24 protein-coding genes and 1 pseudogene are annotated in these 22,658 nt (G+C 71.0%); 14 read left to right on the forward strand and 11 right to left on the reverse strand.

All coding sequences use genetic code 11. From position 1 onward, the window contains the following. Positions 1 to 3: 3 nt before the first annotated feature. Complete coding sequence (locus tag ACZ6TD_RS17455) at positions 4 to 756, forward strand: amino acid ABC transporter ATP-binding protein (RefSeq protein ID WP_037965037.1); 753 nt, start codon at positions 4 to 6, stop codon at positions 754 to 756. Positions 757 to 837: 81 nt separating this feature from the next. Here ACZ6TD_RS17455 and ACZ6TD_RS17460 read toward each other — a convergent pair whose 3' ends face one another. Further along, entirely contained in the window at positions 838 to 1,626 is a 789-nt protein-coding gene (locus ACZ6TD_RS17460; RefSeq protein ID WP_471354999.1) for a class I SAM-dependent methyltransferase, read from the reverse strand. Positions 1,627 to 1,744: 118 nt separating this feature from the next. On the opposite strand from ACZ6TD_RS17460, the gene ACZ6TD_RS17465 reads away from it, so the two are divergent. Beyond that, on the forward strand, positions 1,745 to 2,398 hold the full coding sequence (locus ACZ6TD_RS17465; RefSeq protein WP_471355001.1) for a CGNR zinc finger domain-containing protein: 654 nt from the start codon (positions 1,745 to 1,747) through the stop codon (positions 2,396 to 2,398). Between the two features lie 104 nt (positions 2,399 to 2,502). Here the strand turns inward: ACZ6TD_RS17465 and ACZ6TD_RS17470 are convergent. Further along, positions 2,503 to 2,763 (reverse strand): annotated as a pseudogene (locus ACZ6TD_RS17470) (S24 family peptidase); the annotation flags it as partial. 160 nt (positions 2,764 to 2,923) lie between these two features. Here ACZ6TD_RS17470 and sodN point away from each other — a divergent pair. After that, a complete protein-coding gene (sodN, locus tag ACZ6TD_RS17475) occupies positions 2,924 to 3,319 on the forward strand; it encodes a superoxide dismutase, Ni (protein ID WP_037965025.1) in 396 nt (131 codons plus the stop codon). Between the two features lie 114 nt (positions 3,320 to 3,433). Here sodN and ACZ6TD_RS17480 read toward each other — a convergent pair whose 3' ends face one another. Both ACZ6TD_RS17480 and ACZ6TD_RS17485 read right to left on the reverse strand, forming a co-directional pair. Continuing rightward, entirely contained in the window at positions 3,434 to 4,252 is an 819-nt protein-coding gene (locus tag ACZ6TD_RS17480) for a class I SAM-dependent methyltransferase (protein ID WP_471355003.1), read from the reverse strand. Further along, positions 4,249 to 5,586 (reverse strand): XRE family transcriptional regulator, encoded by a 1,338-nt coding sequence (locus ACZ6TD_RS17485; protein WP_471355005.1) that lies wholly within the window; start codon positions 5,584 to 5,586, stop codon positions 4,249 to 4,251. The genes ACZ6TD_RS17480 and ACZ6TD_RS17485 overlap by 4 nt, the downstream gene beginning before the upstream one ends. A 367-nt stretch (positions 5,587 to 5,953) precedes the next feature. On the opposite strand from ACZ6TD_RS17485, the gene ACZ6TD_RS17490 reads away from it, so the two are divergent. The 4 genes from ACZ6TD_RS17490 (at position 5,954) to ACZ6TD_RS17505 (ending at position 9,002) form a co-directional block, all read left to right on the forward strand. Next, entirely contained in the window at positions 5,954 to 7,069 is a 1,116-nt protein-coding gene (locus tag ACZ6TD_RS17490) for a hypothetical protein (protein ID WP_471355006.1), read from the forward strand. After that, positions 7,066 to 7,425, forward strand: a complete 360-nt coding sequence (locus ACZ6TD_RS17495; protein WP_471355008.1) for an ASCH domain-containing protein — start codon at positions 7,066 to 7,068, stop codon at positions 7,423 to 7,425. The genes ACZ6TD_RS17490 and ACZ6TD_RS17495 overlap by 4 nt, the downstream gene beginning before the upstream one ends. Positions 7,426 to 7,466: 41 nt before the next feature. Continuing rightward, entirely contained in the window at positions 7,467 to 7,805 is a 339-nt protein-coding gene (locus ACZ6TD_RS17500) for an NUDIX hydrolase (RefSeq protein WP_471355010.1), read from the forward strand. 93 nt (positions 7,806 to 7,898) lie between these two features. Next, entirely contained in the window at positions 7,899 to 9,002 is a 1,104-nt protein-coding gene (locus tag ACZ6TD_RS17505; protein ID WP_471355012.1) for a hypothetical protein, read from the forward strand. A 300-nt stretch (positions 9,003 to 9,302) separates the two neighbouring features. On the opposite strand, the gene ACZ6TD_RS17510 is transcribed toward ACZ6TD_RS17505, so the two are convergent. Next, positions 9,303 to 9,863, reverse strand: a complete 561-nt coding sequence (locus tag ACZ6TD_RS17510; protein ID WP_471355014.1) for a TetR/AcrR family transcriptional regulator — start codon at positions 9,861 to 9,863, stop codon at positions 9,303 to 9,305. A gap of 129 nt (positions 9,864 to 9,992) precedes the next feature. On the opposite strand from ACZ6TD_RS17510, the gene ACZ6TD_RS17515 reads away from it, so the two are divergent. Continuing rightward, complete coding sequence (locus ACZ6TD_RS17515; protein ID WP_471355016.1) at positions 9,993 to 10,919, forward strand: NmrA family NAD(P)-binding protein; 927 nt, start codon at positions 9,993 to 9,995, stop codon at positions 10,917 to 10,919. Positions 10,920 to 11,045: 126 nt separating this feature from the next. Beyond that, positions 11,046 to 13,493: a SpoIIE family protein phosphatase gene (locus tag ACZ6TD_RS17520; protein WP_471355018.1), complete on the forward strand. Its 2,448-nt coding sequence runs from the start codon at positions 11,046 to 11,048 to the stop codon at positions 13,491 to 13,493. Positions 13,494 to 13,526: 33 nt separating this feature from the next. Here the strand turns inward: ACZ6TD_RS17520 and ACZ6TD_RS17525 are convergent, their stop codons facing one another. Further along, complete coding sequence (locus tag ACZ6TD_RS17525; protein WP_471355020.1) at positions 13,527 to 14,036, reverse strand: pyridoxamine 5'-phosphate oxidase family protein; 510 nt, start codon at positions 14,034 to 14,036, stop codon at positions 13,527 to 13,529. Between the two features lie 94 nt (positions 14,037 to 14,130). After that, positions 14,131 to 15,273 carry a LysR family transcriptional regulator gene (locus tag ACZ6TD_RS17530; RefSeq protein WP_471355023.1) on the reverse strand — a complete coding sequence of 381 codons (1,143 nt, stop codon included), beginning with the start codon at positions 15,271 to 15,273 and terminating at the stop codon, positions 14,131 to 14,133. Positions 15,274 to 15,566: 293 nt separating this feature from the next. On the opposite strand from ACZ6TD_RS17530, the gene snpA reads away from it, so the two are divergent. Together snpA and ACZ6TD_RS17540 are read left to right on the forward strand one after the other, a co-directional pair. Then, positions 15,567 to 16,232 (forward strand): snapalysin, encoded by a 666-nt coding sequence (snpA, locus tag ACZ6TD_RS17535; RefSeq protein ID WP_471355025.1) that lies wholly within the window; start codon positions 15,567 to 15,569, stop codon positions 16,230 to 16,232. Positions 16,233 to 16,502: 270 nt separating this feature from the next. Continuing rightward, positions 16,503 to 16,721: a hypothetical protein gene (locus ACZ6TD_RS17540; protein WP_471355027.1), complete on the forward strand. Its 219-nt coding sequence runs from the start codon at positions 16,503 to 16,505 to the stop codon at positions 16,719 to 16,721. Between the two features lie 922 nt (positions 16,722 to 17,643). Here the strand turns inward: ACZ6TD_RS17540 and ACZ6TD_RS17545 are convergent. Further along, the gene (locus ACZ6TD_RS17545; RefSeq protein ID WP_471355029.1) at positions 17,644 to 18,231 is read right to left on the reverse strand and encodes an STAS domain-containing protein; all 588 of its coding nucleotides are present in this window, start codon (positions 18,229 to 18,231) and stop codon (positions 17,644 to 17,646) included. Between the two features lie 228 nt (positions 18,232 to 18,459). Beyond that, a complete protein-coding gene (locus tag ACZ6TD_RS17550) occupies positions 18,460 to 18,852 on the reverse strand; it encodes an STAS domain-containing protein (protein ID WP_471355031.1) in 393 nt (130 codons plus the stop codon). A gap of 265 nt (positions 18,853 to 19,117) precedes the next feature. On the opposite strand from ACZ6TD_RS17550, the gene ACZ6TD_RS17555 reads away from it, so the two are divergent. From ACZ6TD_RS17555 to ACZ6TD_RS17565, 3 genes are all read left to right on the forward strand, one after another. Next, positions 19,118 to 19,822, forward strand: a complete 705-nt coding sequence (locus ACZ6TD_RS17555) for an HAD family acid phosphatase (RefSeq protein WP_471355033.1) — start codon at positions 19,118 to 19,120, stop codon at positions 19,820 to 19,822. A 237-nt stretch (positions 19,823 to 20,059) separates the two neighbouring features. Then, the gene (locus ACZ6TD_RS17560) at positions 20,060 to 20,998 is read left to right on the forward strand and encodes a beta-ketoacyl-ACP synthase III (RefSeq protein ID WP_471355035.1); all 939 of its coding nucleotides are present in this window, start codon (positions 20,060 to 20,062) and stop codon (positions 20,996 to 20,998) included. A gap of 87 nt (positions 20,999 to 21,085) precedes the next feature. Further along, positions 21,086 to 21,481 carry a VOC family protein gene (locus tag ACZ6TD_RS17565; protein WP_471355037.1) on the forward strand — a complete coding sequence of 132 codons (396 nt, stop codon included), beginning with the start codon at positions 21,086 to 21,088 and terminating at the stop codon, positions 21,479 to 21,481. On the opposite strand, the gene ACZ6TD_RS17570 is transcribed toward ACZ6TD_RS17565, so the two are convergent. After that, the gene (locus ACZ6TD_RS17570) at positions 21,470 to 22,201 is read right to left on the reverse strand and encodes a helix-turn-helix domain-containing protein (RefSeq protein WP_471355039.1); all 732 of its coding nucleotides are present in this window, start codon (positions 22,199 to 22,201) and stop codon (positions 21,470 to 21,472) included. The genes ACZ6TD_RS17565 and ACZ6TD_RS17570 overlap by 12 nt on opposite strands. Beyond that, positions 22,198 to 22,422 (reverse strand): hypothetical protein, encoded by a 225-nt coding sequence (locus tag ACZ6TD_RS17575; protein WP_020868512.1) that lies wholly within the window; start codon positions 22,420 to 22,422, stop codon positions 22,198 to 22,200. The genes ACZ6TD_RS17570 and ACZ6TD_RS17575 overlap by 4 nt, the downstream gene beginning before the upstream one ends. Positions 22,423 to 22,658: the final 236 nt, after the last annotated feature.

A 22,658-nucleotide genomic window follows, 5' to 3' on the forward strand; every position in this document is an offset into this window, starting at 1 on the left:
GCCATGGTGAAGGCCGAGGGCGTCCACAAGTCCTTCGGCCCGGTTCAGGTCCTCAAGGGCATCGACCTCGAGGTCGCCCCGCGCGAGGTGTTCTGCCTGATCGGCCCGTCCGGCTCCGGCAAGTCCACCTTCCTGCGCTGCATCAACCACCTGGAGAAGATCAACTCCGGGCGGCTGTACGTGGACGGCGATCTGGTCGGCTACCGCCAGAAGGGCGACAAGCTCTACGAGCTCAAGGACCGCGAGGTCGCCGAGAAGCGGCGCGACATCGGCATGGTCTTCCAGCGCTTCAACCTCTTCCCGCACATGACCGCGCTGGAGAACGTGATCGAGGCGCCGGTCCAGGTCAAGCGGGAGTCCAAGGCGGTGGCGCGGGAGCGCGCGCTGAAGCTGCTGGACCGGGTGGGCCTCGCCGACAAGGCGGCCAACTACCCCTCCCAGCTCTCCGGCGGCCAGCAGCAGCGCGTGGCGATCGCGCGGGCGCTGGCGATGGAGCCGAAGCTGATGCTCTTCGACGAGCCCACCTCGGCGCTCGACCCGGAGCTGGTCGGCGATGTGCTCGATGTGATGCGCGGGCTCGCGGAGGACGGCATGACGATGATCGTCGTGACGCATGAGATGGGCTTCGCGCGCGAGGTCGGGGACTCGGTCGTCTTCATGGACGACGGCGTGGTGGTGGAGTCCGGGCATCCGCGGGAGGTGCTGACCAATCCGCGGCACGAGCGGACGAAGTCGTTCCTGTCCAAGGTGCTGTAGGCGCTGGTGCGGTAGGCCCTGGTACGGACGCGAGGGCGGTACGGGCCGATGGCCGTACCGCCCTCGCACACTCCGCCCCGGTCACTTCAGCCCGAGCACCATCGCGTCCGAGGGCGAGCACCAGACGGCCCGCGCCTCCCCGAAGCCCGCCGCGCGCAGCGTGTCCACGTGCCAGGCGACCGGCTGGAACGCCTCGGCCACGCCGTTCGCGTGGTCCGGCCCATCGGCCGGGTTGCCGAAGATCGCGAACCGCTCGGCGACCGGCCCCGCCAGCGCCTCGTCCCGCGCGGCGGTCTGCCACCAGTCCACCCAGTCCTGGGCGCCCTCGGCCTTGGCCCGCGCCCGCCGCGCCTCCTGGTACGCGTGGTCGGCGGCGTTGAGCCGGGGCGTGGCCGGATCCGGCATGTGGTCGGCGTTGAGGAACACCCCGCCCTCGCGCACCACGCCCGCGATCCGCCCGTACAGCACGCGCAGCTCGTCCGAGCCCAGCCAGTGGAGCGCCGTGGCGGTCAGGACGGCGTCGTACGCACGGTGCGGCAGCCGCTCGGTCCAGCCGGGGTCGCGCAGATCGGCGGTCACGAACGCGGCGCGCGGCTCGGCCGCGAAGTGGCCGCGGGCGATCGTCAGCAGCGCGGGGTCGAGGTCGACGCCGGTGCTGGTGGCGCCCGGGAACCGGCGCAGCGCCCGGTCCGAGATACTGCCCGTGCCACACGCCAGGTCGAGGATCCGGGGCTCCGGGCCGACGACGGCCTCGACCGTGTCGAGCATCACCCGGAACCGTTCCTCACGATCGGGGAGGTACCACTCCTGCTGCCGGTCCCAGCTCCGCTGCCACGCCTGCCAGTCCGCCACGGCGACGGTGTCCGTCATCGAGCCCCTCCAAGCCATGCGTCATCGTCTCGGCGCAGCCGCCCGTAATACCCTAGTAGGCAGAACGCCTCTTACCTGAACCCGATGTGACCCTAGACCGCCACCGTAAGGACCACAAGTGGAACTGGCTTATTACTCGGATCTCGCCGTGCGCCTGGTCAACAGCGAGGAGCCGAGCCGCGGCACCGACACCCTGACCTCGGTGGAGGCCGTACGGGCGCTCTTCGGGGAGAGCCAGGCCCGGCGGACGACCGACGCGGATGTCACCCGGCTGAGGTCGGTCAGGGCCCGGCTGCGCGCGGTCTTCGAGGCGGCGGCGGGCGGCGACGAGGTGCTGGCGGTGGACCTGCTGAACGCGCTGCTCATCGAGTTCCCGGTGAGTCCGCAGATCTCCGGCCACGAGACCCGCGACGAGGACGGCCGCCCCAAGTGGCATATGCACATCGCGGACTACGCCGCCAACGCGGGCGCCGGATACGCCGCGACCGCCTCGATGGGGCTGGCCTTCCACCTCACCGAGCTGGGCGCCGACCGGCTGGGCATCTGTGAGGCGTCACCCTGCCGCAACGCCTATCTCGACACATCGACAAATCGATCCCGGCGCTACTGCTCCGACCGCTGTGCCACCCGCGCCAATGTGGCCGCCTACCGCGCCCGCAAACGCCTGGACTCCGAGCGGACGGCCGGCGCCGAGCGCAGCCGCCAGGACCGCGAGCCCACGGGCCGTACGGCGGACACCGCCCAGGAGACCAGCCCGGCCATCGACCGCTGACCACCGCGCCCGGCGCCCCGCAGCGGCCGCAGCCGCACCCAGGCCCGGGCCACCACCAGCTCGTCCGGCACGACGCCGAACTCCCGGCTGTCGTTCTCCACATACGGGTTGTCGCCCTTGACCCACCAGCCGCCCTCGCGTCGCTCCACCGCGCGCTTGACGATCAGCAGGTCCTGCCGGAACGGATGGCGCAGAACCACCACGTCCCCCGGCCGTACGGGCGCGCCGTAGCGCACCACCAACTGGTCGCCGGGGTACAGCGTCGGCTGCATCGACGGGTTGTACACCTCCGCGAGCCCGATCCGCAGCAGTCCGCGCTGGTCGCGGTCCGGCTCCTGCCCGCGATCGCCCAGCTGCTCCCGCATCACGGCACCTCCGGTCCTCACCCTGCACCCATCACGATCCCAGGCATCCCAGCCTTGCACTGGACTTTTGACCTAAGCCCCCCGGGGCACCCGAGAAAAGGCTTCCCCCACGGAGTAATCTCGCACCTGAGAAGACGATCACGAATGGAAGGACAGCTCTATGCTCTCCCGCCTGTTCGCCCCCAAGGTTCAGGTCAGCGCCCACTGCGACCTGCCCTGCGGTGTGTACGACCCGGCCCAGGCCCGTATCGAAGCCGAGTCCGTCAAGGCCATCCAGGAGAAGTACCAGGCCAACGAGGACCCGCACTTCCGCGCCCGTGCCACCACCATCAAGGAGGAGCGCGCGGAGCTCGCGAAGCACCATGTCTCGGTGCTGTGGAGTGACTACTTCAAGCCCCCGCACTTCGAGAAGTACCCCGAGCTGCACCAGCTGGTCAACGACACCCTCAAGGCCCTGAGCGCGGCCAAGGGCTCGACCGACCCGGCCACGGGGCAGAAGGCCCTGGACTACATCGCCCAGATCGACAAGATCTTCTGGGAGACCAAGAAGGGCTGACCCCGCTCTTCCCCAGCACCACCGGACCGCACCCGAGCCGCCCCCGAGTGGCCCGGGTGCGGTCTTCTCTTCCTCGAGCCGCAGATGCGTTGGTCCCTCGCGTGATGCGGCGGCTCAGCGCCGGCAGACGAGGACACCTCCCTTGCAGTTGATCTCGAACGCACCGCGCCGGGAGATGTGATCGCCCAGGATGGCGCGGGCCCGCTCGATGGTCGCGTCGAAGGGCACGTCGTGCTGGTCGGCCCACGCGCGGTACGACGCCATGTGCGCGATGACGGGTCCCGGGTCACGGACCGTGATGACACCCGGCAGCTCGATGGTCTGCACGTGACCGAACTCCTCCCCGAGGAAGGCCGGGGCCTTCTCCAGGGAGAAGCGGGCACTGAGCGAAATACGGGTCGGCCCCCGTCCAGTGCCAAGGACGTCCCCTGCGGCCCGCTCCCAGAGGTCGTCGAGTTCGGACTTGTCCCGGTCGCTGTTGGTGGAGGTGATCACCAGCCCGTCCCGCTTCACCACGCGGGACAGCTCGCCGACCGCCTGGGCGATGTCGGTGACGTGGTAGAGCATGTGCAGGGCCAGCGCCGCATCACAGCTCGCGGTGGCCATCGGCAAGCGAGTGGCATCCGCCACAGCGACCGGGCCGGGTACCCCGTCGAGGATGCCGGGGGCGATGTCCAGCCCCAGCACGGTCAAGTCGGGCCGATCCCGGCGGAGCCGCTTGATGAATCGGCCGTTGCCGCATCCGACGTCGACTACCCGCCCACGTAGGCCACTCAATTGCTCGGCCACCATGCCGGGCAGGTCGTAGCGGGGCGTCTGCCACCGGTAGAGGGACTGCCGGGCGGCGAGGTCCCGGTCGCCGTTGTACGCGCTCCCGGCGAGGCGGCCCCGATCGGTGACGGCGGCATCGTGGGCGGCGGACGGTTCGGTCACGTCGACAGCTCCGAAGGACGGGCGGCGGGCGAAGCCGCGAGGACAGCCGTGTACTGGAGTCTTTCGCGTAAGTCTGCCGCCCGCTCGGCTCCTCCGTACTGCGGACCACCCAGCTCGCGGCGCAGCCCGATGAGCCGTCGCACAATGCTGGCCGAGATGCGCTCCGGCGGGGCGTCCAGGACGAAGCCGAGCATCGCCTCGGTGCCGTCCAGATCGCCCAGGAGCAGGTAGCCACGGGCGAGATCGAGGTGGGCGGCGAAAAGGTCGCCGACCGACCGGTCGTCGTTCTCCGCATCGCGGTAGAGGCGGATCGCGGTGCCCGCGCAGGCGATCGCCTGCTGGATGTGTGCCGGTCCGCCCACGGCGAGGTGGGTCGTCCCGGCGTAGGCGAACTGTTTGGCCGCCGGGAAGGCGAAGAGGCCCGGTGCCTCGTCCGGGCCGGATGCCGCCTCACGGGAACGATCGGCGTCGGCCAGGGCCGCCACTGCGCCTGCATGGTCTCCCGCTATGGCCAGGGCACGCGCCTCCAGGCCGGCCAGGCGGGCGGTGATGCTCCCACTCGCTCGGTGCCTCCGGCCCGCCCGGGCCAGTCCGGCCGCCTGCTCGTACCGCCCGGTCCAATAGGCGATCAGGGACTCCACGGCTCGCACCCAAGCCAGCATCCCTTCGTGCCCGGCCGCCCCCGCGCAGGCGCGGGCGGTGCGTGCGTGGGTGGCCGCTGAGCCGTAGTCGCCCAGGTCCAGGCAGACGTGGGCGGACAGGCCGCACAACCGTGAAGCCGCGACGTACAGGTCAGCGGTCTGCCGAGGGTGCTGACGCCCGCGCAGCAACGCGAACACCCCGTCCCGCGACCGCTTGATCTCGACGTACAGCTCCAGCAGTGGATGGCTGACGTAGGCGCGGGCAAGCTGAGCGACATCAGCCTCCAGTTGCTCGACGACAGACTCGTCGGCGTTGCGCCGCGCGATGAACCGGGCGAAGTCCGCGGACACCGTGGCATCCGCCGACACCACATTCGCCACGGGACATGGACGCGCCTGGTGCGACACGGGCCGCTCCTGCGCCTGCACAGCCCCGTCGTCGCCGCTCCGGCGTCTTTTGCTGACTGCGGCGGCCTGGTCGAGTACCGCGACGTCGACGCCGAACACCTTCGCCAGGTATCTCCGCGTGTACGGGACGGGGATGCGCGTCTCGCGCTCGTAGCGGCCCATCTCCTTACCGGTCTTGGTGCAGCGCCCTTCCAGGGCGTTGTACTCATCGGCCACCCGCTGCTGGGTCCAGCCTCGCTCGATACGCAGCCGGGCAAGCAGCGCTCCGATCCCCGTGTCGCCCATCCCACCCTCTCCCCGGAGCACAGGACTTCTGGCCCCCATAGTGGCCCCCGGAACGGCCCCCACGCTGGCTCCCGACACGAACGAGCTACGGCGATTGGCTAGATGTCATGTCGAGGTATCCGTCCAATGAACCGGAGACGCCCGAGCCGGACCACTTCGGCAGCGGCTCCATCGAGCACCGCACGATGTGCTTCGCCCGGCGCGAGCACACCGCCCCCGCTGCTCGCGGTTTCGTTACCGAGGCCCATACGCAGTGGCAGCGAACCGAACGCATCGACGACATCCGGCTGTGCGACCCGGCAAATGCGTCTGGGCCACCTTCGACCACAGCTCGGTACCAGCATGCTGACCCTCTGGGAGACGTCCCGTGACATACAGTCCCTTATCACCGAACACCGTCCTCGCTAACGCCCTCCACCACGCAGAAGATGTCCTGGCCCCGCGCATCATGGCTGCGGCGCCCGAGCGGATCACGATGGTCGTCGGCACTCAGATCAACGGCGCCCCACACATCGGCACATCGCTCGTCCAGTCCCTGGCCTTCACCATGGCCGCCCGCTTGCGTGACCGCTTCGGGCTCCCCGCCGAGGTCCTGTTCAGCGCCCTTGACAACGCTCCGTACGAGCTGGCCGCCGACCCGGTCAGCGGCCACCGCTATCAGCGCGCCTACGCCCAAGCGCTCGGCGACGAGGCCCTGACCGACCTCATCACCGCCCTCTACCAGCCCCTGTTCACAGCGCTGTCCCGGCATCTGGGAATCCCGCATCGAGTCGAGACCTACAGCCAGCAGCAGGCCGATGAACACTTCCGCCGTACCTCGCTCCGCCTCCTGCCCCGCCTCGACGCCGCCCGCTGGTGGCTCGCCCCCTCCACCGGCACCCCACACCTGCGCGTCCCCTGCCCGCACCTCGGCTGCGGCTGGGCCGAGAAATACGCCGAACGCACCCGCGTCCACCTCACCGACCGCGAGACCGCCCACGTGGCGGCCGTCTGCCTCCACCACGGCCCCTACCGGGCCACCGTCTCCCCGGCCGGAGGCGCCTACCTGGACCTGGCCACTCTGTACCGCAACATGGTCAAGGAACTGGCCTTGTCCAGCCCCCATGGCACCCTGTACATCATGGTCAAGGGCGGCGACTGGGTCTTCGGCTCCCACCTGGTCGACGAGGCCCTCCAGGCCGTCGGCCTCAGCCGCTCCCAACTGCCGGCCCGTCTCTTCTGCCCCCAAGTCGTCACCGACACCGGCGCCAAGCTGTCCAAATCCGTCATCCGCGAAGGCGGCACCACCGCGCCTGACGGCACCGCCGACTGGATGCTCGACACCCGGAAATGGCCCGGCACCACCACGGAGTATGCCGAGCAACTGCTGTCCCTGGCCGATACCTTGCTGTCGGACCCGCGCCACTTCTTCCGGTCGTACTCAGCCGCCGAGATCGGCCGCGTGATCACCACACCAGCCACCAGGAGCGTCCCCGCCCCATGACCGACACCACCGCCCGCGTCCGCGAGCTCAACCTCTACCCCCAGTACTTCGACCTCGTGGCCGCGGGCACCAAGACCATCGAGGTGCGGGTGAAATACCCGCACCTCGCCGACCTCGCCCCCGGCGACACCATCCGCTTCCGCATCAAGGGCACCGACGAGACCTGCGAGGTCAAGGTCAAGCGGGTCACCGAGTACCCGAGCTTCGAGGCCCTGCTCGACGGCGAGGGCCCGGCCAACGTCAACCCGACCTCCACCCGCGACGAGCAACTGGCCAACATCCGCGCCATCTACCCACCCGAGAAGGAAGCCCTTGGCGCTCTGGCCATCGAAATCGAACGTACCGCTGATCATTAGGCCGAAGCTGTCCACCAATGGGTCGAGGAAGGAACGTTATCGTGGCTCAGCCTCAGTCCGACGACCAGCCCGAAGCCCTGCCGCCCGCCCCCGAATCCATGACCCTGCTGGTCGCCGCCGTCATCGTCCACGACAAGGCCAACAACCGCGTCGTCCTCCTCCAGCGCAGCCAGAACGCCAAGTTCGCCCAGGGCATGTGGGACCTGCCGGTCGGCAAGAGCGAGCCCGGCGAACCCGAAAACCGCGAACCCCGCAAGCACGCCCAGGTCCGCTGGGTGGACGCTACCGCCGTCCCCAAGGCATTCGTGGACACCACTGCCAGCGCGTTGCACTGCTACCTCACCGGTGGGCCCCAGGTAACACTGAAGGACTGGAAGTAGCAAGCAACTACGAGGGTGTTCTCCTCGGCGGGAATACGCATCCCTCGGCGCCGACAATGAAAGTGGCACGAGGTAAGGAGGCTGGTAGTGTCCGTGAACAGCGACGTCATCAAGGCCGGTGTGGCGAGCGATGTTGACTACATGGGCCGATTGTTCCGCGACTTTCGGGCAGTGAACGCCGCGAGTCTATCGTCGATCATACCCCTGTGCATGGCTCCATACCTTGCTCTGGTGCTTCATGAGGCGAAGAGGAAGCCCCAGGCAATCGATCCGTCAGTGTTTGACGGGTTCTCTGCAGAAGCTGAGGAAGTGTGTGCTCGCGCGCGGCATAGCCTGAAGCTCTTCGAGGACACCCGGCGACACATTGACGGACAGTTGCGGTTTTTTGAAGATGACATCTTGAGCAAGCACTCTGAGTACTTCCTCGGGAATACCTGGCTCTGGCTCGCCCGGAGGTGGGAGAAGGATTTGGGGCTGTTCACGTACGAGGGTGCGCTAGTTACGACCTCACATGCCGCTGCGTTTCACCTTGGAGTTGAGGCAGAAAAGCTCTTCCAGGACGATAACGGCGCGTACATGCTCGGCATTACGCAGCAGATGGGTCGATGCTTCGGAGCGCTTGGCGCTCGTATGGATACCCAGGGAGGCGAGACGTTTGTACGCTACCTGTGTGGGGCGCATTTGAGATCTACAGATGTGCGGGCTTCAACATACTACACGCAGGCTTTTAACGGATTGAGCACACAGGCCATCAATGGCGTCTTGACCGACTTTCAGGTCAGGATGAACTTCGTCGACAAGATCATCACTGCTGGCGCTGATATTCGTAACCTTGAGTACACGGTGTTCAAGATTCGCTACATCACCTTGTATCAAGTGCTGTTGAGCCTCAAAACCCTCAAGGAGGATGCACGTTACCCACTGTCGCCCTCGTCTAACGCAGTGCTAGAAAATATCCTGAATAAAGATGCCGTGCGTGTCATCACAGATGGAGCGGTGCGAGAATTTCGGAACACCTTGATGCACTACAACTTGCTGAAGGGAGCCGATACTACGAAGGTAGACCCGGAGCAGCCGATCTTTGGCCTAGTACCCCAGTATTTCCCTTCCTACGACTTCGGAGAACTGAGCGAGTTGGTTGATACCTGTATTCGCGAAACGACCTACGCCTTGAATGACTGGGCGAACGGCGCATAGTCGGCCCCGCGCTGCGCAAAGGAGCTGAGCAGCCAAAAACCAGGTGCCATAGTCAGTTGACCACCGGTACCTAGCGCCGCATCAGCGCGCCCGTCGATGCCTATGCCCCGCTCACTGCGTGGCTGACTCCTGGCGGGCTGGGCAGCACCGTCGGGTACTTCCGCGACGCCGGCGCCCTCACGGAGTGGCGGTGCAACGCCGAGCACCGCGCGGCGCAAAGCGCGAGCAAACCCGAATGGTACCAAAACCACACATTGCATGTAGCAAAAATCCTTGGCTGGCGCCGAAGTTGAAGCCCCCTCACCCCCGCGGGCTGATGCCCGCCACGGTCAGGTGCAGCAGTCGGGTCGCCTCGGCGGCCGGGTCGGGGTGGCGCTGGGTGGCCAGGGCGATGCCGGCGACCAGGGTGACCAGGTCGACCGGGGTCACGCCGGGGGCCACCGCACCGGCCCGCTCGGCCCGCCGCAGCAGGGGCTCGCCCGCCTCGGCGAGGGTGTTCACACAGGGGTTCGCGTGCTCCGGGTCGAGTTCCCCGTCCCGTAGCAGCGCGGTGGCCAGGCCCTGGACCGTGGCCGAGTAGACGGTGAGCGCGCCCAGCCAGTCCAGCAGTGCGGCCCGTACGTCGTCCGCCTCCGCGAGCTCGCGGGCGCGGGTGGCCAGGGTGTCGATGCGCTCGCGGAAGACCGCTTCCAGCAGGGCGCGCCGGGTGGGGAAGTGGCGGCGCACGGTGGCCGAGCCGACTCCGGCGGTGCGGGCGATCTGTTCCAGGGAGGCGTCGGCGCCGTGCGCGGCGACCTCCTCCTCGGCGACGGCGAGGATGCGCGCGTAGTTGCGCCGGGCGTCCGCGCGCTGGGCGGGCATGGCGTCACCTCCGGGTTGCTAAGTGGCGGGGGCCTCCGTATCGTACCGAGTCATAAGTGGCGGGGCCCGCCGTTTAGTCTTCCCAGTCGACTTGTCGATGAGTCGATTCACCTCTGCCCGAGGAGCAGCATGCCTTCGCAATCCCCGACCTCCGCCCCCGTCCTCGTCACCGGTGCCACCGGACAGCAGGGCGGCGCCACCGCCCGAGCCCTGCTCTCGGCGGGCGTTCCCGTGCGGGCCCTGGTCCGCGACCCCGCGACCGAGCGGGCCCAGGCCGTGGCGGCGCTCGGCGCCGAGCTGGTCAAGGGCGACCTCCTCGACCTCGACTCGGTGCGGCGGGCCGCCGAGGGGACGCGCGCCGTCTTCTCGATCCAGCTGCCCGATATGAACGACCTCCAGGGCGACTCCGAGTGGGTCCAGGGACGCAACCTGATCGACGCCGCGCGGGACGCGGGGGTGGCGCAGTTCGTGCACACCTCCGTCTCCGGCGCCGGGCAGCACCACAACGCGCCCGGCTGGGCGGAGGGCCGCTGGGCGGCGCTGGAGAACTACTTCGCCACCAAGACCGGCCTCCAGGACCGGGTCCGCGAGGCGGGCTTCCGCCACTGGACGCTGCTCAAGCCCGCCTTCTTCATGGAGAACTTCCTGTCCCTGCTCCCGAACGGCCCCGAGGGCGGCCTGGCCACCATCCTCAAGCCCGGCACCGAACTCGCCCTCATCGCCGTCGCCGACATCGGCACGGCGGCCGCCGCGGCCATCGCGGAGCCCGAGCGGTTCCACCAGGTCGAGCTGGAGCTGGCGGGCGACCACATGACCATGACCCGGGTCGCCGAGGTCCTCTCCGAGGTCACGGGCGCCGAGCTGACCGCCCCGTCGATGACCGTGGACGAGGCGCTCGCCGCCGGGATGCCGCAGTGGGGCCTCGGGCACGAGTGGACGAACACGGTCAGCCAGCCAGCCCGCCCCGAGTTCGCACGCGCCCTCGGCCTCCCGCTCACCAGCTTCGCCGAGTGGGCCGGGCGGCATCTGCGGCCCGCGCGGCCCGCGGTGGTCTGACCCACGCGCTCCCCAAGGCGTCCGCTCCGGGCTCCGGGCTCTGGTTGATGCCCGGACCGGAGTGGACCAGGCTGGAAGGGAGCCCTGGTGGACGGACCCGGTGCCGCCCCCGGAGGGATGGCGAGGATGAAGCGCCACGACAGCGGCTCCGCGCGGGAGCGGGGCGGCTTCGACGAAACGGATACGGCACGAGCCACCGTCAGCGCTGATGGGACGCTGACCAGCTGGAACGAGGGCGCCCGTCGACTGCTCGGGCATCCGTCCCCCGATGTCGTGGGGCGGCCCGCCGCCGAGCTGCTGGCCGATCCGGGCCGCGCGACGGCCACCGAGGCCCGGCAGGCCCGCACCCGGCTGACCCGGTGGCACGGGACCGTGGCGCTGCGCCACCGGGACGGCCACGAGGTGCCCGTACCGCTGCTGGCCCACCGCAGACGGCCGGAGGGCGACTGGCTGCTGGTGGCCGCGGCACCCCGGGCGGAGCAGCCCCCCGAGTCGTGGAACGACGCGCTGATGCGATGGGCCTACACCCAGTCGCCCTGCCCGATGGCGATCTACGACGCCGACATGCGGCTGCGCACGGTGAACGCCGAGATGGCCCGCGTCACCGGCCTCCCCGAAGCGGAGATCCGCGGTCTGCGGCTGTCGGAGATCAAGGGCAAGCTCCAGAGCGAACAGCTCGAAGCGGCCATGCGCCATGTGCTGACCACCGGCGAGCCGCACGAGGTGGAGACGTATCCGCGCACCGGAAGCGGCGAGATCGAGGAGCAGGCATGGTCGGCCCGGTTCGCCCCGCTGCAGACGAGGGACGGCCGGGTGTACGCGGTCTGCATGGCGGCGCACGACATCACCGACCAGTACCTGGCCCGCCAGCGGCTGCTGCTGCTGAGCGCGGCCAGCGAACGGATCGGCTCCACCCTCGACATCGACCACACCGCACAGGAGCTCGCCGATGTCTGCGTACCGCGGCTGGCCGACTACACCAGCATCGACCTGCTGGACCGGCTGACCCAGGAGGAGGAGCTGCCGTCCGGGCCGCTCGCCGACCCGGTCGTGCTGCGCCGCGCCGCCCGGCAGTCCCTTTACGAGGGATGCCCCGAGTCCGTGGTGCCGGTGGGGAAGGTGGACACCTACCCGAAGGTCTCGCCGATGGCCGAATGCCTGGTGGCGGGGCGGCCCATCATCCACGCGTCCACCGACCCCTCGATCGCCGAGTGGGGCGCGCTGAAGCCCGAGCGCGCCCAGGCGATCCGGCGGTTCGGCGTCCACTCGATCATGTCGGTGCCGATCCGGGCGCGGGGGACGACGCTCGGGGTGGCCGTGTTCGCCCGCCACCGCACCCCCGAGGCGTTCACCCAGGACGATGTGGTGCTGGCGGAGGAGATCACCACCCGGGCCGCCGTCTGCGTGGACAACGCCCGCCGCTTCACCCGGGAGCGCGACACCGCGCTGGCCCTGCAGCGCAGCCTGCTGCCGCGGACCCTCCCCCAGCCGCCGGCCGTCGAGGTCGCCTCCCGCTATCTGCCCGCGGGCCCGTACGCGGGGGCGGGCGGGGACTGGTTCGACGTCATCCCGCTCTCCGGGGCGCGGGTCGCGCTGGTGGTGGGCGATGTGGTCGGCCACGGCATCCAGGCGTCGGCCACCATGGGCCGGCTGCGGACGGCGGTCCGTACCCTCGCCGACGTCGATCTGCCGCCGGACGAGCTGCTCACCCACCTCGACGACCTGGTGATCCATCTGGCCGCGGAGACCGGGGCCGAGGAGGCCACCGGGGACGTGGGGGCCACCTGTCTGTACGCGGTCTACGACCCGGTCTCGCACCGCTGCTCGGTGGCCGCGGCCGGGCACCCCGCCCCGGCGCTGGCCAGGCCGGACGGCTCCGTGGAGTTCCTGCCGGTGCCGCCCGGACCGCCGCTCGGGGTCGGCGGGCTGCCCTTCGAGGCGATGGAGACCGAGCTGCCCGAGGACGCCGTGCTCGCCCTCTACACCAACGGGCTGATGGGCGAATGGGACCGCGACGTGGACGAGGGGCGTCTGCTGCTGGCCGACGCGCTGGCCCACCCCTGCGGCTCCCTGAGCGGCACCTGCGACGCCGTGCTGCGCACGCTCCTCCCCGGCGAGGGCGTGCCGGACGACGTCGCGCTGCTGCTCGCCCGCACCCGCACCCTGGACGCGGCGCACGTGGCCACCTGGGACGTGCCCGCCGACCCGGCGTGGGTGGCCCGGTCCCGCCGGGACGTGACGGAGCGGCTGACCGAATGGGGGCTCGACGAGGCCGTCTTCACCACCGAGCTGGTCGTCAGCGAGCTGGTCACCAACGCCATCCGCCACGCCGCCCCGCCCATCCAGCTGCGGCTGATCCATGACCACTCGCTGATCTGCGAGGTCACCGACTCCTCCAGCACCGCCCCGCACATGCGCCGCGCCCGCACCTTCGACGAGGGCGGCCGCGGGCTGCTGCTGGTCGCGCGGCTCAGCCAGCGCTGGGGAAGCCGCCAGACCGCCGAGGGCAAGACGATCTGGTCGGAGCAGACCCTTCCGGTGGGGCTGCCCGGCGGGCTGCTCGACCTGGACTGACGGGACCGAACGGCCCGGGGTCGTCCGTGGACGTCAGAAGCGCCAGCGCGTCTGGCCGTACTCGCCCTTGCGGAAGCCGAACGCCGTGGCCGGGGCGACCCGGAAGACCAGGGCCTCATGGCTCTCGTGGTGGAAGGCGCCGTCGCGCACCTGGAAGGTCCACTCCTCGCCGTACTTCTCCACGTACGCCGCGGCGATCCGCCGCAGCGTGGCGTCGTCCCGCACCGGCTCGGCCGTGCCCTCGACCACCAGGTCAAGCCCCTCGCGCAGCACGCCCGCGCCCGTGGTGAGGACGCAGCGCGGCTGGTGCGCGAGGTTCCGGGCCTTCTGCTCGGTGGGACCGGTGCAGAAGCAGAGCGCGCCGTCGAGCCAGACGGCGATGAGCGGGGTGACGTGGGGGCGGCCGTCCCGGCGGACGGTGGACAGCCAGTAGAGCTCCGCGGCCGCCAGCCGCTCACGCCCCTCCGGCCAGGCGGTGGCGGTGGCGTCCGGACTGCTGAAACGGGTGTCCAGCGCGGTCTGCGGTTCGTGCTCGGTGATCATCTGCTCGCTCCTCGCATGGCGTGGCGGTCCGGTGGCTCCCGTGTGCTTGGACCGCCCGGCGGAGCGAAAGTCATCGCTCACCACCCCTTCGGGGCTACGAGACCTCGGCGGGCCCGGCGAGCCCCAGGATGTCGAGCTCCTCGCGGGTCGGGGACTCCTGGAAGCGCAGCAGTGGACTCTCGTTGCGGACCAGCCACTGGCGGTACGCGGCGCTCGCCCAGGCGATCTCGAAGTACGCGTCCGCCAGGTCACCGAAGAGGGCGTCCACGTCGAGGGGCGCACCGGCCGCCGCGTCCGGGACGGATCCGTCGGCGCCGGTACGGACCGCCGCGTCCGGGGCGGGTTCGGTGGCACCGGAACGGACCGCCGCGTCCGGGGCGGACCCATCGGCGCCGGTACGGGCCGCCGGGAGCGCCCGTGAGGCCAGGAACAGCCGGACCGTCAGCGGATCCCCGTGCAGCGGGCGGACGGCCACTCCCTGGCGGGACCGCGCGGTGGGCTGGCAGGGGGTGACCACCTCGCCCGAGGCGACCAGGTCGGCGGCGGTCAGATAGTCCCCGTAGACCACCCTCGGGTTGAGCCCCGCGGCGGCCAGCACCCGGCGCAGCCCGGGCCCCTCGCCGTCCACGCTGGGGTCCACCATCCACTGGTCGGCGGCGAGTTCGGCGAGCCGCACCACGGGCCGCGCGGCGGCCGGATGGGTTTCGGCCAGCGCCACGAACTGCGGCTCCCGCTCCACGAGCACCCGGCGCTCCACGCCCTCGGGCACCCGCAGCGGCGCGCCCTCGACCTCGTGGACGAAGGCGACGTCCAACTGGTTGGCGGCGACCATCTGGAGCAGCGCGTTGGCGGAGACGTCGATGTGGATGGTGGTGTCCGCGTCCGGGTAGCGGGCGCGGAGCCTGCGCAGCCAGCCGACCACGGCCCGGCTGCCCGTGCTGCCGATGCGCAGCCGGGCGTCGGCGGTCTGCCCCGCCTCCAGCCGTACCTCGCTGACGAGGGCGTTCATTTGGGCCACGATCGGCCGGGCGCGGCACAGCACGGACCGCCCCAGCGGGGTCGGCCGGCTGCCGGTGACCTCCCGCGAGAACAGCCGGCCGCCGATGGTGTTCTCGATGCGCCGGAGCTGGGTCGTCAAGGACGGCTGGGTCATGCCCAGTTGACGCGCCGCCTTCCGTAGGCTGCCGGTGTCGGCTATGGCGCACAGTGCACGGAGGTGCCTCACCTCGAGCTCCACGGCGGGAGCATAACTGCGCACTTGTCGGTCACACCAGACTCTGAAATCCCACCAACCCGTATCTGATTCGATCAATCGGTGGTCAAACACCGGTCAACGGGACGTCAAACCACCGTCGTAGAAAGGGCGCTGAGCGCCCGGCGGGGGATATGCCCTCGTCCTATCACCACTTGATATCTCCGCGTACGGCCGGTTCTCCTCAAGACTCTGCGTCAGCCAAGAGTTCATCCCACGGCCCCGGCCGCCACCCCACACGGCGACCGGGGCCCGAGGACGATGAGGAGCCCCCCACTATGTCACTCCCCAAGCTGGCGCTGTCCGCGACCATCGGCCTCGGCCTGGCGGTGTCCCTGTCCGCCATGCCCGCGTCCGCGGCCACGCCCGACCACTCCACGGCCCAGCGCGGTGCCGCGGCCGCCGCCTACACGGCGAGCGGCGAGGAGCGGGCCGACACCGACGCCTTCATCAAGGCCGTCATGAAGTCGGCGCTGGAGAAGCGGGCGAAGTCGCGCAGCGCGACGGCGGCCGTCACCGTGACCTACAACGCGAGCTCAGCCCCGACCTTCCGCACGCAGATAGCCCGCTCCACCCAGATCTGGAACTCCGCGGTGAGCAACGTGAAGCTCCAGGAGGGCGGCAACGCGGACTTCACCTACCGCGAGGGCAATGACCCCCGGGGCTCGTACGCGAGCACCGACGGGCACGGCAGCGGCTATGTCTTCCTGGACTACGCCCAGAACCAGCAGTACGACTCGACCCGGGTCACGGCCCACGAGACCGGCCATGTGCTGGGCCTTCCGGACCACTACTCGGGTCCGTGCAGCGAGCTGATGTCCGGTGGCGGCCCCGGCACGTCCTGCACCAACTCGCAGCCGAACCAGGCCGAGATCAGCCGCGTCAACCAGCTCTGGGCCAATGGCCTGGCCAAGCTCGAGAAGCAGCTGGCCAAGAGCCACTGAGCCGACAGAACCCACTGATCCGCTGGATCAGGGCCTGACCGCCCGCACCCGGTTCCCGACGCCGGGTGCGGGCGCTCGGCGTGTGCGGACGCGGTATCGCGGGTGCGGACGCGGTATCGGCGGGTGCGGACGCCGGGGCCGTTCGGCCCCGGTCGGCACGGGAAGCGACGCCGTCTCCGGCCGGAGGTACCGTATAGACACCAGGAGCATTTCGCACGAACCGGCCGGATTCCCTCCAGCTGTGGGCCCCGGCCGCAGGGAGTGAGCACCATGGAGACTCTGATCACCGTGGTCGTCATCCTCGCGCTGATCGCCGTGGGCGCCCTGCTGATCCACCGGACCAACGTCCAGAACGGCAACCGCATGTCCCCCGAGAGCCACGAGACCCTCCCGGGCGGCGGGCGGCCCCGCCATCGCGCCTGGAGCCGCGGGCGGCAGCACCGGGGCCATCGGGTGACGCCTCCCCCGCCCCAGGACCGCCGGCTCTGAGCCGACCGCCACCCCGCCACGCGGGAGCGCTACCCGCCAGGCCCGGCCGCTACCCCGCTACGCCCAGCCGCTACCCCGCCACGGGCGGCCGCCCAGCGCGGCCGCCACCCGCCACGCGGGAGTGCGCTCTGCGGGGTATCCGGAGACCACGCGGCGGAGCCGCATGGCGAGCGATGCTTTCCCCTCCCCGCCCCTTCCCGTTAACCAGGGGCTCCGCCCCTGGACCCCGAGGCCCGGGGCGGAGCCGCATATCGATGCCACAGGAAGGAACGAAGCCCCGCCCCGGCGCCTGAGGCGAAGCCCCGCCCTGGGCCTGAGGCAGAGCCCCCATCCGGAGCCTGGGGCAGAGCCCCCACCCGGAGCCTGGGACAGAATCCCCGCCCGAGGCCCGGAGCGAAGCCCCGACCCGGAGCCTGGGACAGAGTCCCCACCCGAGGCCCGGAGCGAAGCCCCGACCCGGAGCCTGGGACAGAGCCCCCACCCGGAGCCCGGGGCAGAACTCCGACCCGAGGCCCGGGGACAGAACCCCCACCCGGAGCCTGAAGCGAAGCCCCGACCCGGAGCCCAGGGACAGAGCCCCCGCCCGGAGCTTGGGGCAGAGCCCCCACCCGGGGCCCGGGGGCAGAGCCCCCACCCGGGGCCCGGGGGCAGAGCCCCCACCCGGGGCCCGGGGGCAGAGCCCCCACCCGGGGCCCGGGGGCAGAGCCCCCACCCGGGGCCCGGGGCGAAGCCCCCACCCGGGGCCCGGGGGCAGAGCCCCCACCCGGAGCCCGGGGCGAAGCCCCGACCCGGAGCCCGGGGACAGAGCCCCCGCCCGGGGCCCGGGGCGAAGCCCCGGTCCGGGGGTCTGGGGCGAAGCCCCAGTTTCGGGAAGGGGCGGGGAGGGGAACAGCCCGCCGCAGGCGACACGCCCCGTCGCCCCCTAGCCCTCCTCCTCGCGCAGCGCCTCGTCCAGCGTGGCCACAGGATGCAGCACATCCAGCATCCTCCCCGCCCGCAGGGTGCGGAGGATCAAGGCGTCGTCGCAGACCAGCCGCATCCGCCCGCCCCGCTCCCGCACACGCCGATGGGCCCGGCACAGCAGCCCCAGGCCCGAGCAGTCGAAGAAGGCGGTCGGGCGTAAGTCCACGATCACCGCGGGCGCGTCCCCGGCCGTGGCCGCGTCCAGCGCCGGTCCCACGCTGCCCACCCCGGCGATGTCGATCTCACCGTGGAGCTCCACGACGGTGTACCCGGCGACCCGGTGCGTACGGGCCCGAGGGGCGGCGGCGTCCCCGACGGCGGCGTCCCCGACGGCGGCGTCCCCGACGGTGGCATCCCCGGCGGTCGCGTCCCCGGCGGTCGCGTCCTCAGCGGCAGCGGGATCCCCGCCGGCGCCGTCCTGAGCGGCAGCGGGATCCCCGTCGGAGGTCCGGTCGACCGGCCCCAGGCTCGCGGGCTCCCGCACAGCGTTCTGGGCACCCGGATCCAGCGGCACCGGCGCATCACGGGGAGCGCCTTGCTGCGTCATCGCGATATCCCCTCGGAACGGCACACTGCCCCCTCTCACCTTCGTCAGGTCCCGGAAGCGGGCAGGGTCGGGCATCGGGTGCGAAATCCGCCGGGTCCTCAGGCGACGTCCCGCGAGCGTAAGGGGGTGACCCCCGGTTACAGAGGGAGGGACGCAGCATTCCGCCGGTAAAGACCGCTCGTCCGAGTGAATTTCGGTTCTTACTATTGACACTTGGTCAGATACGGCCTATGCGAAGGCGTCACCGCCTCCTCCGGCCACCGGACCCGCCGTGCCCGCGATCGCCGGAGTCAGATCTTCCAGTACCTCGAAGGCGTCGTCCAGCCGGACCATGCGCAGCAGTCGCAGAAAGCGCGGATCGCTGATGACGAGCCGCAGCCGCCCGTCCCGCTCCAGCACGCGATTGCGCAATCGGCACAGTAACGACAATCCGGCGCAGTCCAGGAATGTGACCGGTCGTAGGTCCAGGATCAGATCCGGGCACCGCGCCTGAACGAGGGAATCGAGTCGAGCCACGATCCGCCCCGCGGCGAAGATGTCCAGCTCTCCCGCGACCTCGGCGACGGTGACACCGCCGAGTGCGTGGACTCGGACGCCGAAGGCGGGCCGATCATCGAACATGCAAGCCTCCTTGACCTGGTGGAGGCGCGCGACACCGGAGCCCGCGGCCACGCCGGTCATCGCCGGGGTCCAGGCCGGCCCTTCAGTAGATGACATACCCATCTACCGGCTGACCAGTCAACGAACGTCCCGGCACGTGTCATTGGCCTATTGAGGCCCCTCGGTCGCGAACCGTTACTCGCCGGTAAAGCAGAGGTCTTCTCATGTCCACCGTCAGGCGTGAACATGCCACCCGGCAATCGCCTCGACGCGAAGGAAGTGACCGATGACAGCAGGACGCGTGCGATCACGGCGGCTCGGCATGACGACGGTGGTCGTCGCCCTCGCCATCGGCGTCGGCGGAACGGCCACCACGGCGACCGCGGCCACGCCCGGCACCACCGGCGCCACCGGCACGACCGGCCTCACCGGCACCACGGCGGCCGCGGCGGTCACGGCGGCCACGGCGGGGCCGTCGAGCGCCACCGCCGCCGAGGAGGTCGACTACGAGACCTGGCAGCGTGATGTTCGCGCCATCATCGACGAGCAGGCCCGCCCGTACATCGAGGAGCGCACCGCCGACCCCTCGGGCGAGAAGCAGGCCCTCGTCCTGGACATCGACAACACCTCGCTCGAGACGGACTTCGGCTTCAGCTACCCCCAGCCCGCCGTCGAGCCGGTGCTGAAGCTCGCCCAGTACGCCCACGACCGCGGTGTGGCCATCTTCTTCGTCACCGCGCGCCCCGGCATCATCTACCTGCCGACCGAGTACAACCTGGAGAAGGCCGGCTACTCGGTGGCCGGTCTGTACGTACGCCATCTGCCGGACCTCTTCCGTTCCGTCGCGGAGTACAAGACCGCCAAGCGGGCGGAGATCGAGAAGAACGGCTACACGATCATCGCCAACATCGGCAACAGCCCCACCGACCTCACCGGTGGCCACGCCGAGAAGTCCTTCAAGCTCCCGGACTACGACGGCCAACTCTCCTGAGCCAACTCTCCTGAGCCGGCTGCCCTGAGCCACGGTCAGAGGCCATCCCCTTCCGCCACGACCCTCGGCACCCACCGAGGGAAGGCCGGGAACTCCAGATCTTGGCGCCCAAGATTGGTGAGTAACCCGAGCGCACGGCACGTCTGCTCCCCTCAAGACTGGACACACCGCAGACTGTCCGTCGAGATCTCCGCAAAATTGCGCGGATACGTCGACACTGGGCGAAGGGGATGACCGATGACCGGCTCGCACGTACTGGCGCTCGGCCACTACCAGCCCGCGAAGGTGCTCGGCAACGACGACCTCGCGGCCATGGTCGACACCAGCGACGAGTGGATCCGCAGCCGGGTGGGCGTCCGCACCCGGCATCTCGCCCGCGCCGACGAGACGGTCGACGAGATGGCCGCGGCCGCCGCCGCCAAGGCGCTGGCCCACAGCGGGCTCACCCCCTCCGACATCGACCTCGTGCTCGTCGCCACCTGTACGGCGATCGACCGCAGCCCCAATATGGCGGCCCGGGTCGCCGCCCGGCTCGGGCTGGCCCGCCCCGCCACCATGGACCTCAATGTGGTGTGCGCGGGCTTCACCCACGCCCTCGCCACCGCCGACCACACCATCCGGGCCGGGGCGGCCACCGCGGCCCTGGTGATCGGCGCGGAGAAGTTCAGCGCGGCCACCGACTGGACCGACCGCTCCACCTGCGTGCTGACCGGCGACGGCGCCGGCGCGGCCGTGGTGGTGGCCGCCGAGCGGCCGGGCGTCGGCCCGGTGGTGTGGGGTTCGGTCCCGGAGATGGCCGGCGCGGTCCGTATCGAGGGCACACCGCCCCGGTTCGCGCAGGAGGGCCAGACGGTCTACCGCTGGGCCACCACCCATCTGCCGCCGATCGCGCGGGAGGTGTGCGAACGGGCCGGGATCTCCCCGGAGGACCTGGCCGGTGTCGTACTGCACCAGGCCAATCTGCGGATCATCGAGCCGGTCGCGCGCAAGCTGGGCGCGGTCAACGCGGTGATCGCCCGCGATGTGGTGGAGTCCGGCAACACCTCGGCGGCCAGCATTCCGCTCGCCCTCTCCAAGCTGGTCGAGCGCGGGGAGGTGCCCTCCGGGGCCCCGGTGCTGCTCTTCGGCTTCGGCGGCAATCTGTCGTACGCGGGCCAGGTCATCCACTGCCCGTGAGGCTTCCCCGGCCATCCCGGGCCGCCCTCGACGGGGACGTCCGATTCGTTCAAGACCGCCCGCCCGCGCGCTCCCTACGCTGCCCGTATGACAGCACGATTCGACGCCATCGGCCTGGTCGTCGCCGACATGGCCGCCTCCCTGGCCTTCTACCGCCGCCTCGGCATCGGCATCCCCGCCGACGCCGACACCCAGCCCCACGTCGAGGCCGCCCTGCCCGGCGGGGCCCGGCTGATGTGGGACACCGTCGCGACGGTGCGCTCCTTCGACCCGGAGTGGACGCCGCCGAGCGGCTCCCACCAGGTGGGGCTGGCCTTCGCCTGCGACAGCCCGGCCGACGTGGACAAGACCTACCAGGACCTCGTGGGGGCGGGGGTGCGCGGCAAGCTGGAGCCGTGGGACGCGCCCTGGGGCCAGCGCTACGCCACGGTCCTCGACCCCGACGACAACGGCATCGACCTCTTCGCCCCGCTACCCGCCTGACCCCCGCAGCAGACGTCCCAGGGGGACGCCCGTCAGTGCCCTGACGTCGCGGGCGAGATGGGCCTGGTCGGCGTAGCCCGTCGTGGCCGCGACCTCGGCGAAGGGGAGGCCGGTGCGCGCCAGGTCCAGGGCCCGGTTCAGCCGGAGCACCCGGCCCAGCGTCTTGGGGCCGTAGCCGAACGCGGCGAGGGAGCGGCGGTGCAGCTGCCGCTCCCCCAGGCCCACGGCGGCGGCGATCCCGGCCACTCCGGTCCCGTGCGAGACCCCCGCGACGATCGCGGCGAGCACCGGATCGGGTGGTTCCGCCGTCCGCAGCCGTCCGGACGCCGCCTCCTCCAGAAGGCGTCCCGCGGCCGTCCGCCCGGTGGCGATCCGCTCGGCCAGCCGCCGGACCTCCGCGCCCGGCCAGAGCGCGGCCAGGGGCACCCGCAGATCACGGAGCTCATGCGCCGGTACGCCCAGCACGGCGGGGCCGGTACCGGGGGCGAAGCGCAGCCCCACGGCGCGGGTGCCCGGCGGGCCGGGGGCGAGGTGCGCGCGGGTGTCCGGCCCGGCGACCAGCAGCTCGCCGTCCGGCCCCGGTCCCGCCTCGCTCCAGATCAGATCCGTGCAGCCGTCGGGGAGCACCCGCTGCGGCCCGGTGCCGGCCGTACGGGTCCACACCACGGCGCCGTGGCCGATCAGCGCCCTCCGCTCCCGGTACTCGCTCGAGGCGCTCAAGGGACCTCGCGCAGATACATCGCGCCGCAGGAGTGGCAGAAGGGCCCCGCGTCACCCGTGGCCCACAGATCGGCGGCCTGGGTCTCGGCGTCCGGGTCCAGCTCCCGCCCGCACATCGCGGTCGTTCCGTTCCCGCGGACCATGTGCCAGATCTTGACCGGCGCGCCCGCGACCCGCCCGGAGCTGCCCTCCTCGTATTCGGCGCGCATCTCGTGCTGCATGGCGGTACACCTCCTGCTCACCACCACTACCCTCCATGCTCCCGCCACGCCAGGCCACGCGCCACCTCCGCGGACACGGGTCTTTCCCCTCCCCGCCCCTTCCCGTAACCATGGGCTCCGCCCCTGGACCCCCGAGCCCTGGGCGAAGCCCCGCCACGCGGCGGAGCCGCATACCGATGCCTTGGGAAGGCGCGGATGCTCCGGTCCGGGGTCTGGGGCGAAGCCCCGGCGGGCGC

The organism is Streptomyces yongxingensis (assembly GCF_055597465.1).

Bases quoted from the DNA above. Each gene is read 5' to 3' on its own strand.
- ACZ6TD_RS17455 (WP_037965037.1), top strand. From the start codon at position 4: ATGGTGAAGGCCGAGGGCGTCCACAAGTCCTTCGGCCCGGTTCAGGTC.
- ACZ6TD_RS17460 (WP_471354999.1), bottom strand. From the start codon at position 1,626: ATGACGGACACCGTCGCCGTGGCGGACTGGCAGGCGTGGCAGCGGAGC.
- sodN (WP_037965025.1), top strand. From the start codon at position 2,924: ATGCTCTCCCGCCTGTTCGCCCCCAAGGTTCAGGTCAGCGCCCACTGC.
- ACZ6TD_RS17485 (WP_471355005.1), bottom strand. From the start codon at position 5,586: ATGGGCGACACGGGGATCGGAGCGCTGCTTGCCCGGCTGCGTATCGAG.
- ACZ6TD_RS17495 (WP_471355008.1), top strand. From the start codon at position 7,066: ATGACCGACACCACCGCCCGCGTCCGCGAGCTCAACCTCTACCCCCAG.
- ACZ6TD_RS17510 (WP_471355014.1), bottom strand. From the start codon at position 9,863: ATGCCCGCCCAGCGCGCGGACGCCCGGCGCAACTACGCGCGCATCCTC.
- ACZ6TD_RS17515 (WP_471355016.1), top strand. From the start codon at position 9,993: ATGCCTTCGCAATCCCCGACCTCCGCCCCCGTCCTCGTCACCGGTGCC.
- ACZ6TD_RS17520 (WP_471355018.1), top strand. From the start codon at position 11,046: ATGAAGCGCCACGACAGCGGCTCCGCGCGGGAGCGGGGCGGCTTCGAC.
- ACZ6TD_RS17525 (WP_471355020.1), bottom strand. From the start codon at position 14,036: ATGATCACCGAGCACGAACCGCAGACCGCGCTGGACACCCGTTTCAGC.
- snpA (WP_471355025.1), top strand. From the start codon at position 15,567: ATGTCACTCCCCAAGCTGGCGCTGTCCGCGACCATCGGCCTCGGCCTG.
- ACZ6TD_RS17540 (WP_471355027.1), top strand. From the start codon at position 16,503: ATGGAGACTCTGATCACCGTGGTCGTCATCCTCGCGCTGATCGCCGTG.
- ACZ6TD_RS17545 (WP_471355029.1), bottom strand. From the start codon at position 18,231: ATGACGCAGCAAGGCGCTCCCCGTGATGCGCCGGTGCCGCTGGATCCG.
- ACZ6TD_RS17550 (WP_471355031.1), bottom strand. From the start codon at position 18,852: ATGTTCGATGATCGGCCCGCCTTCGGCGTCCGAGTCCACGCACTCGGC.
- ACZ6TD_RS17555 (WP_471355033.1), top strand. From the start codon at position 19,118: ATGACAGCAGGACGCGTGCGATCACGGCGGCTCGGCATGACGACGGTG.
- ACZ6TD_RS17560 (WP_471355035.1), top strand. From the start codon at position 20,060: ATGACCGGCTCGCACGTACTGGCGCTCGGCCACTACCAGCCCGCGAAG.
- ACZ6TD_RS17565 (WP_471355037.1), top strand. From the start codon at position 21,086: ATGACAGCACGATTCGACGCCATCGGCCTGGTCGTCGCCGACATGGCC.
- ACZ6TD_RS17575 (WP_020868512.1), bottom strand. From the start codon at position 22,422: ATGCAGCACGAGATGCGCGCCGAATACGAGGAGGGCAGCTCCGGGCGG.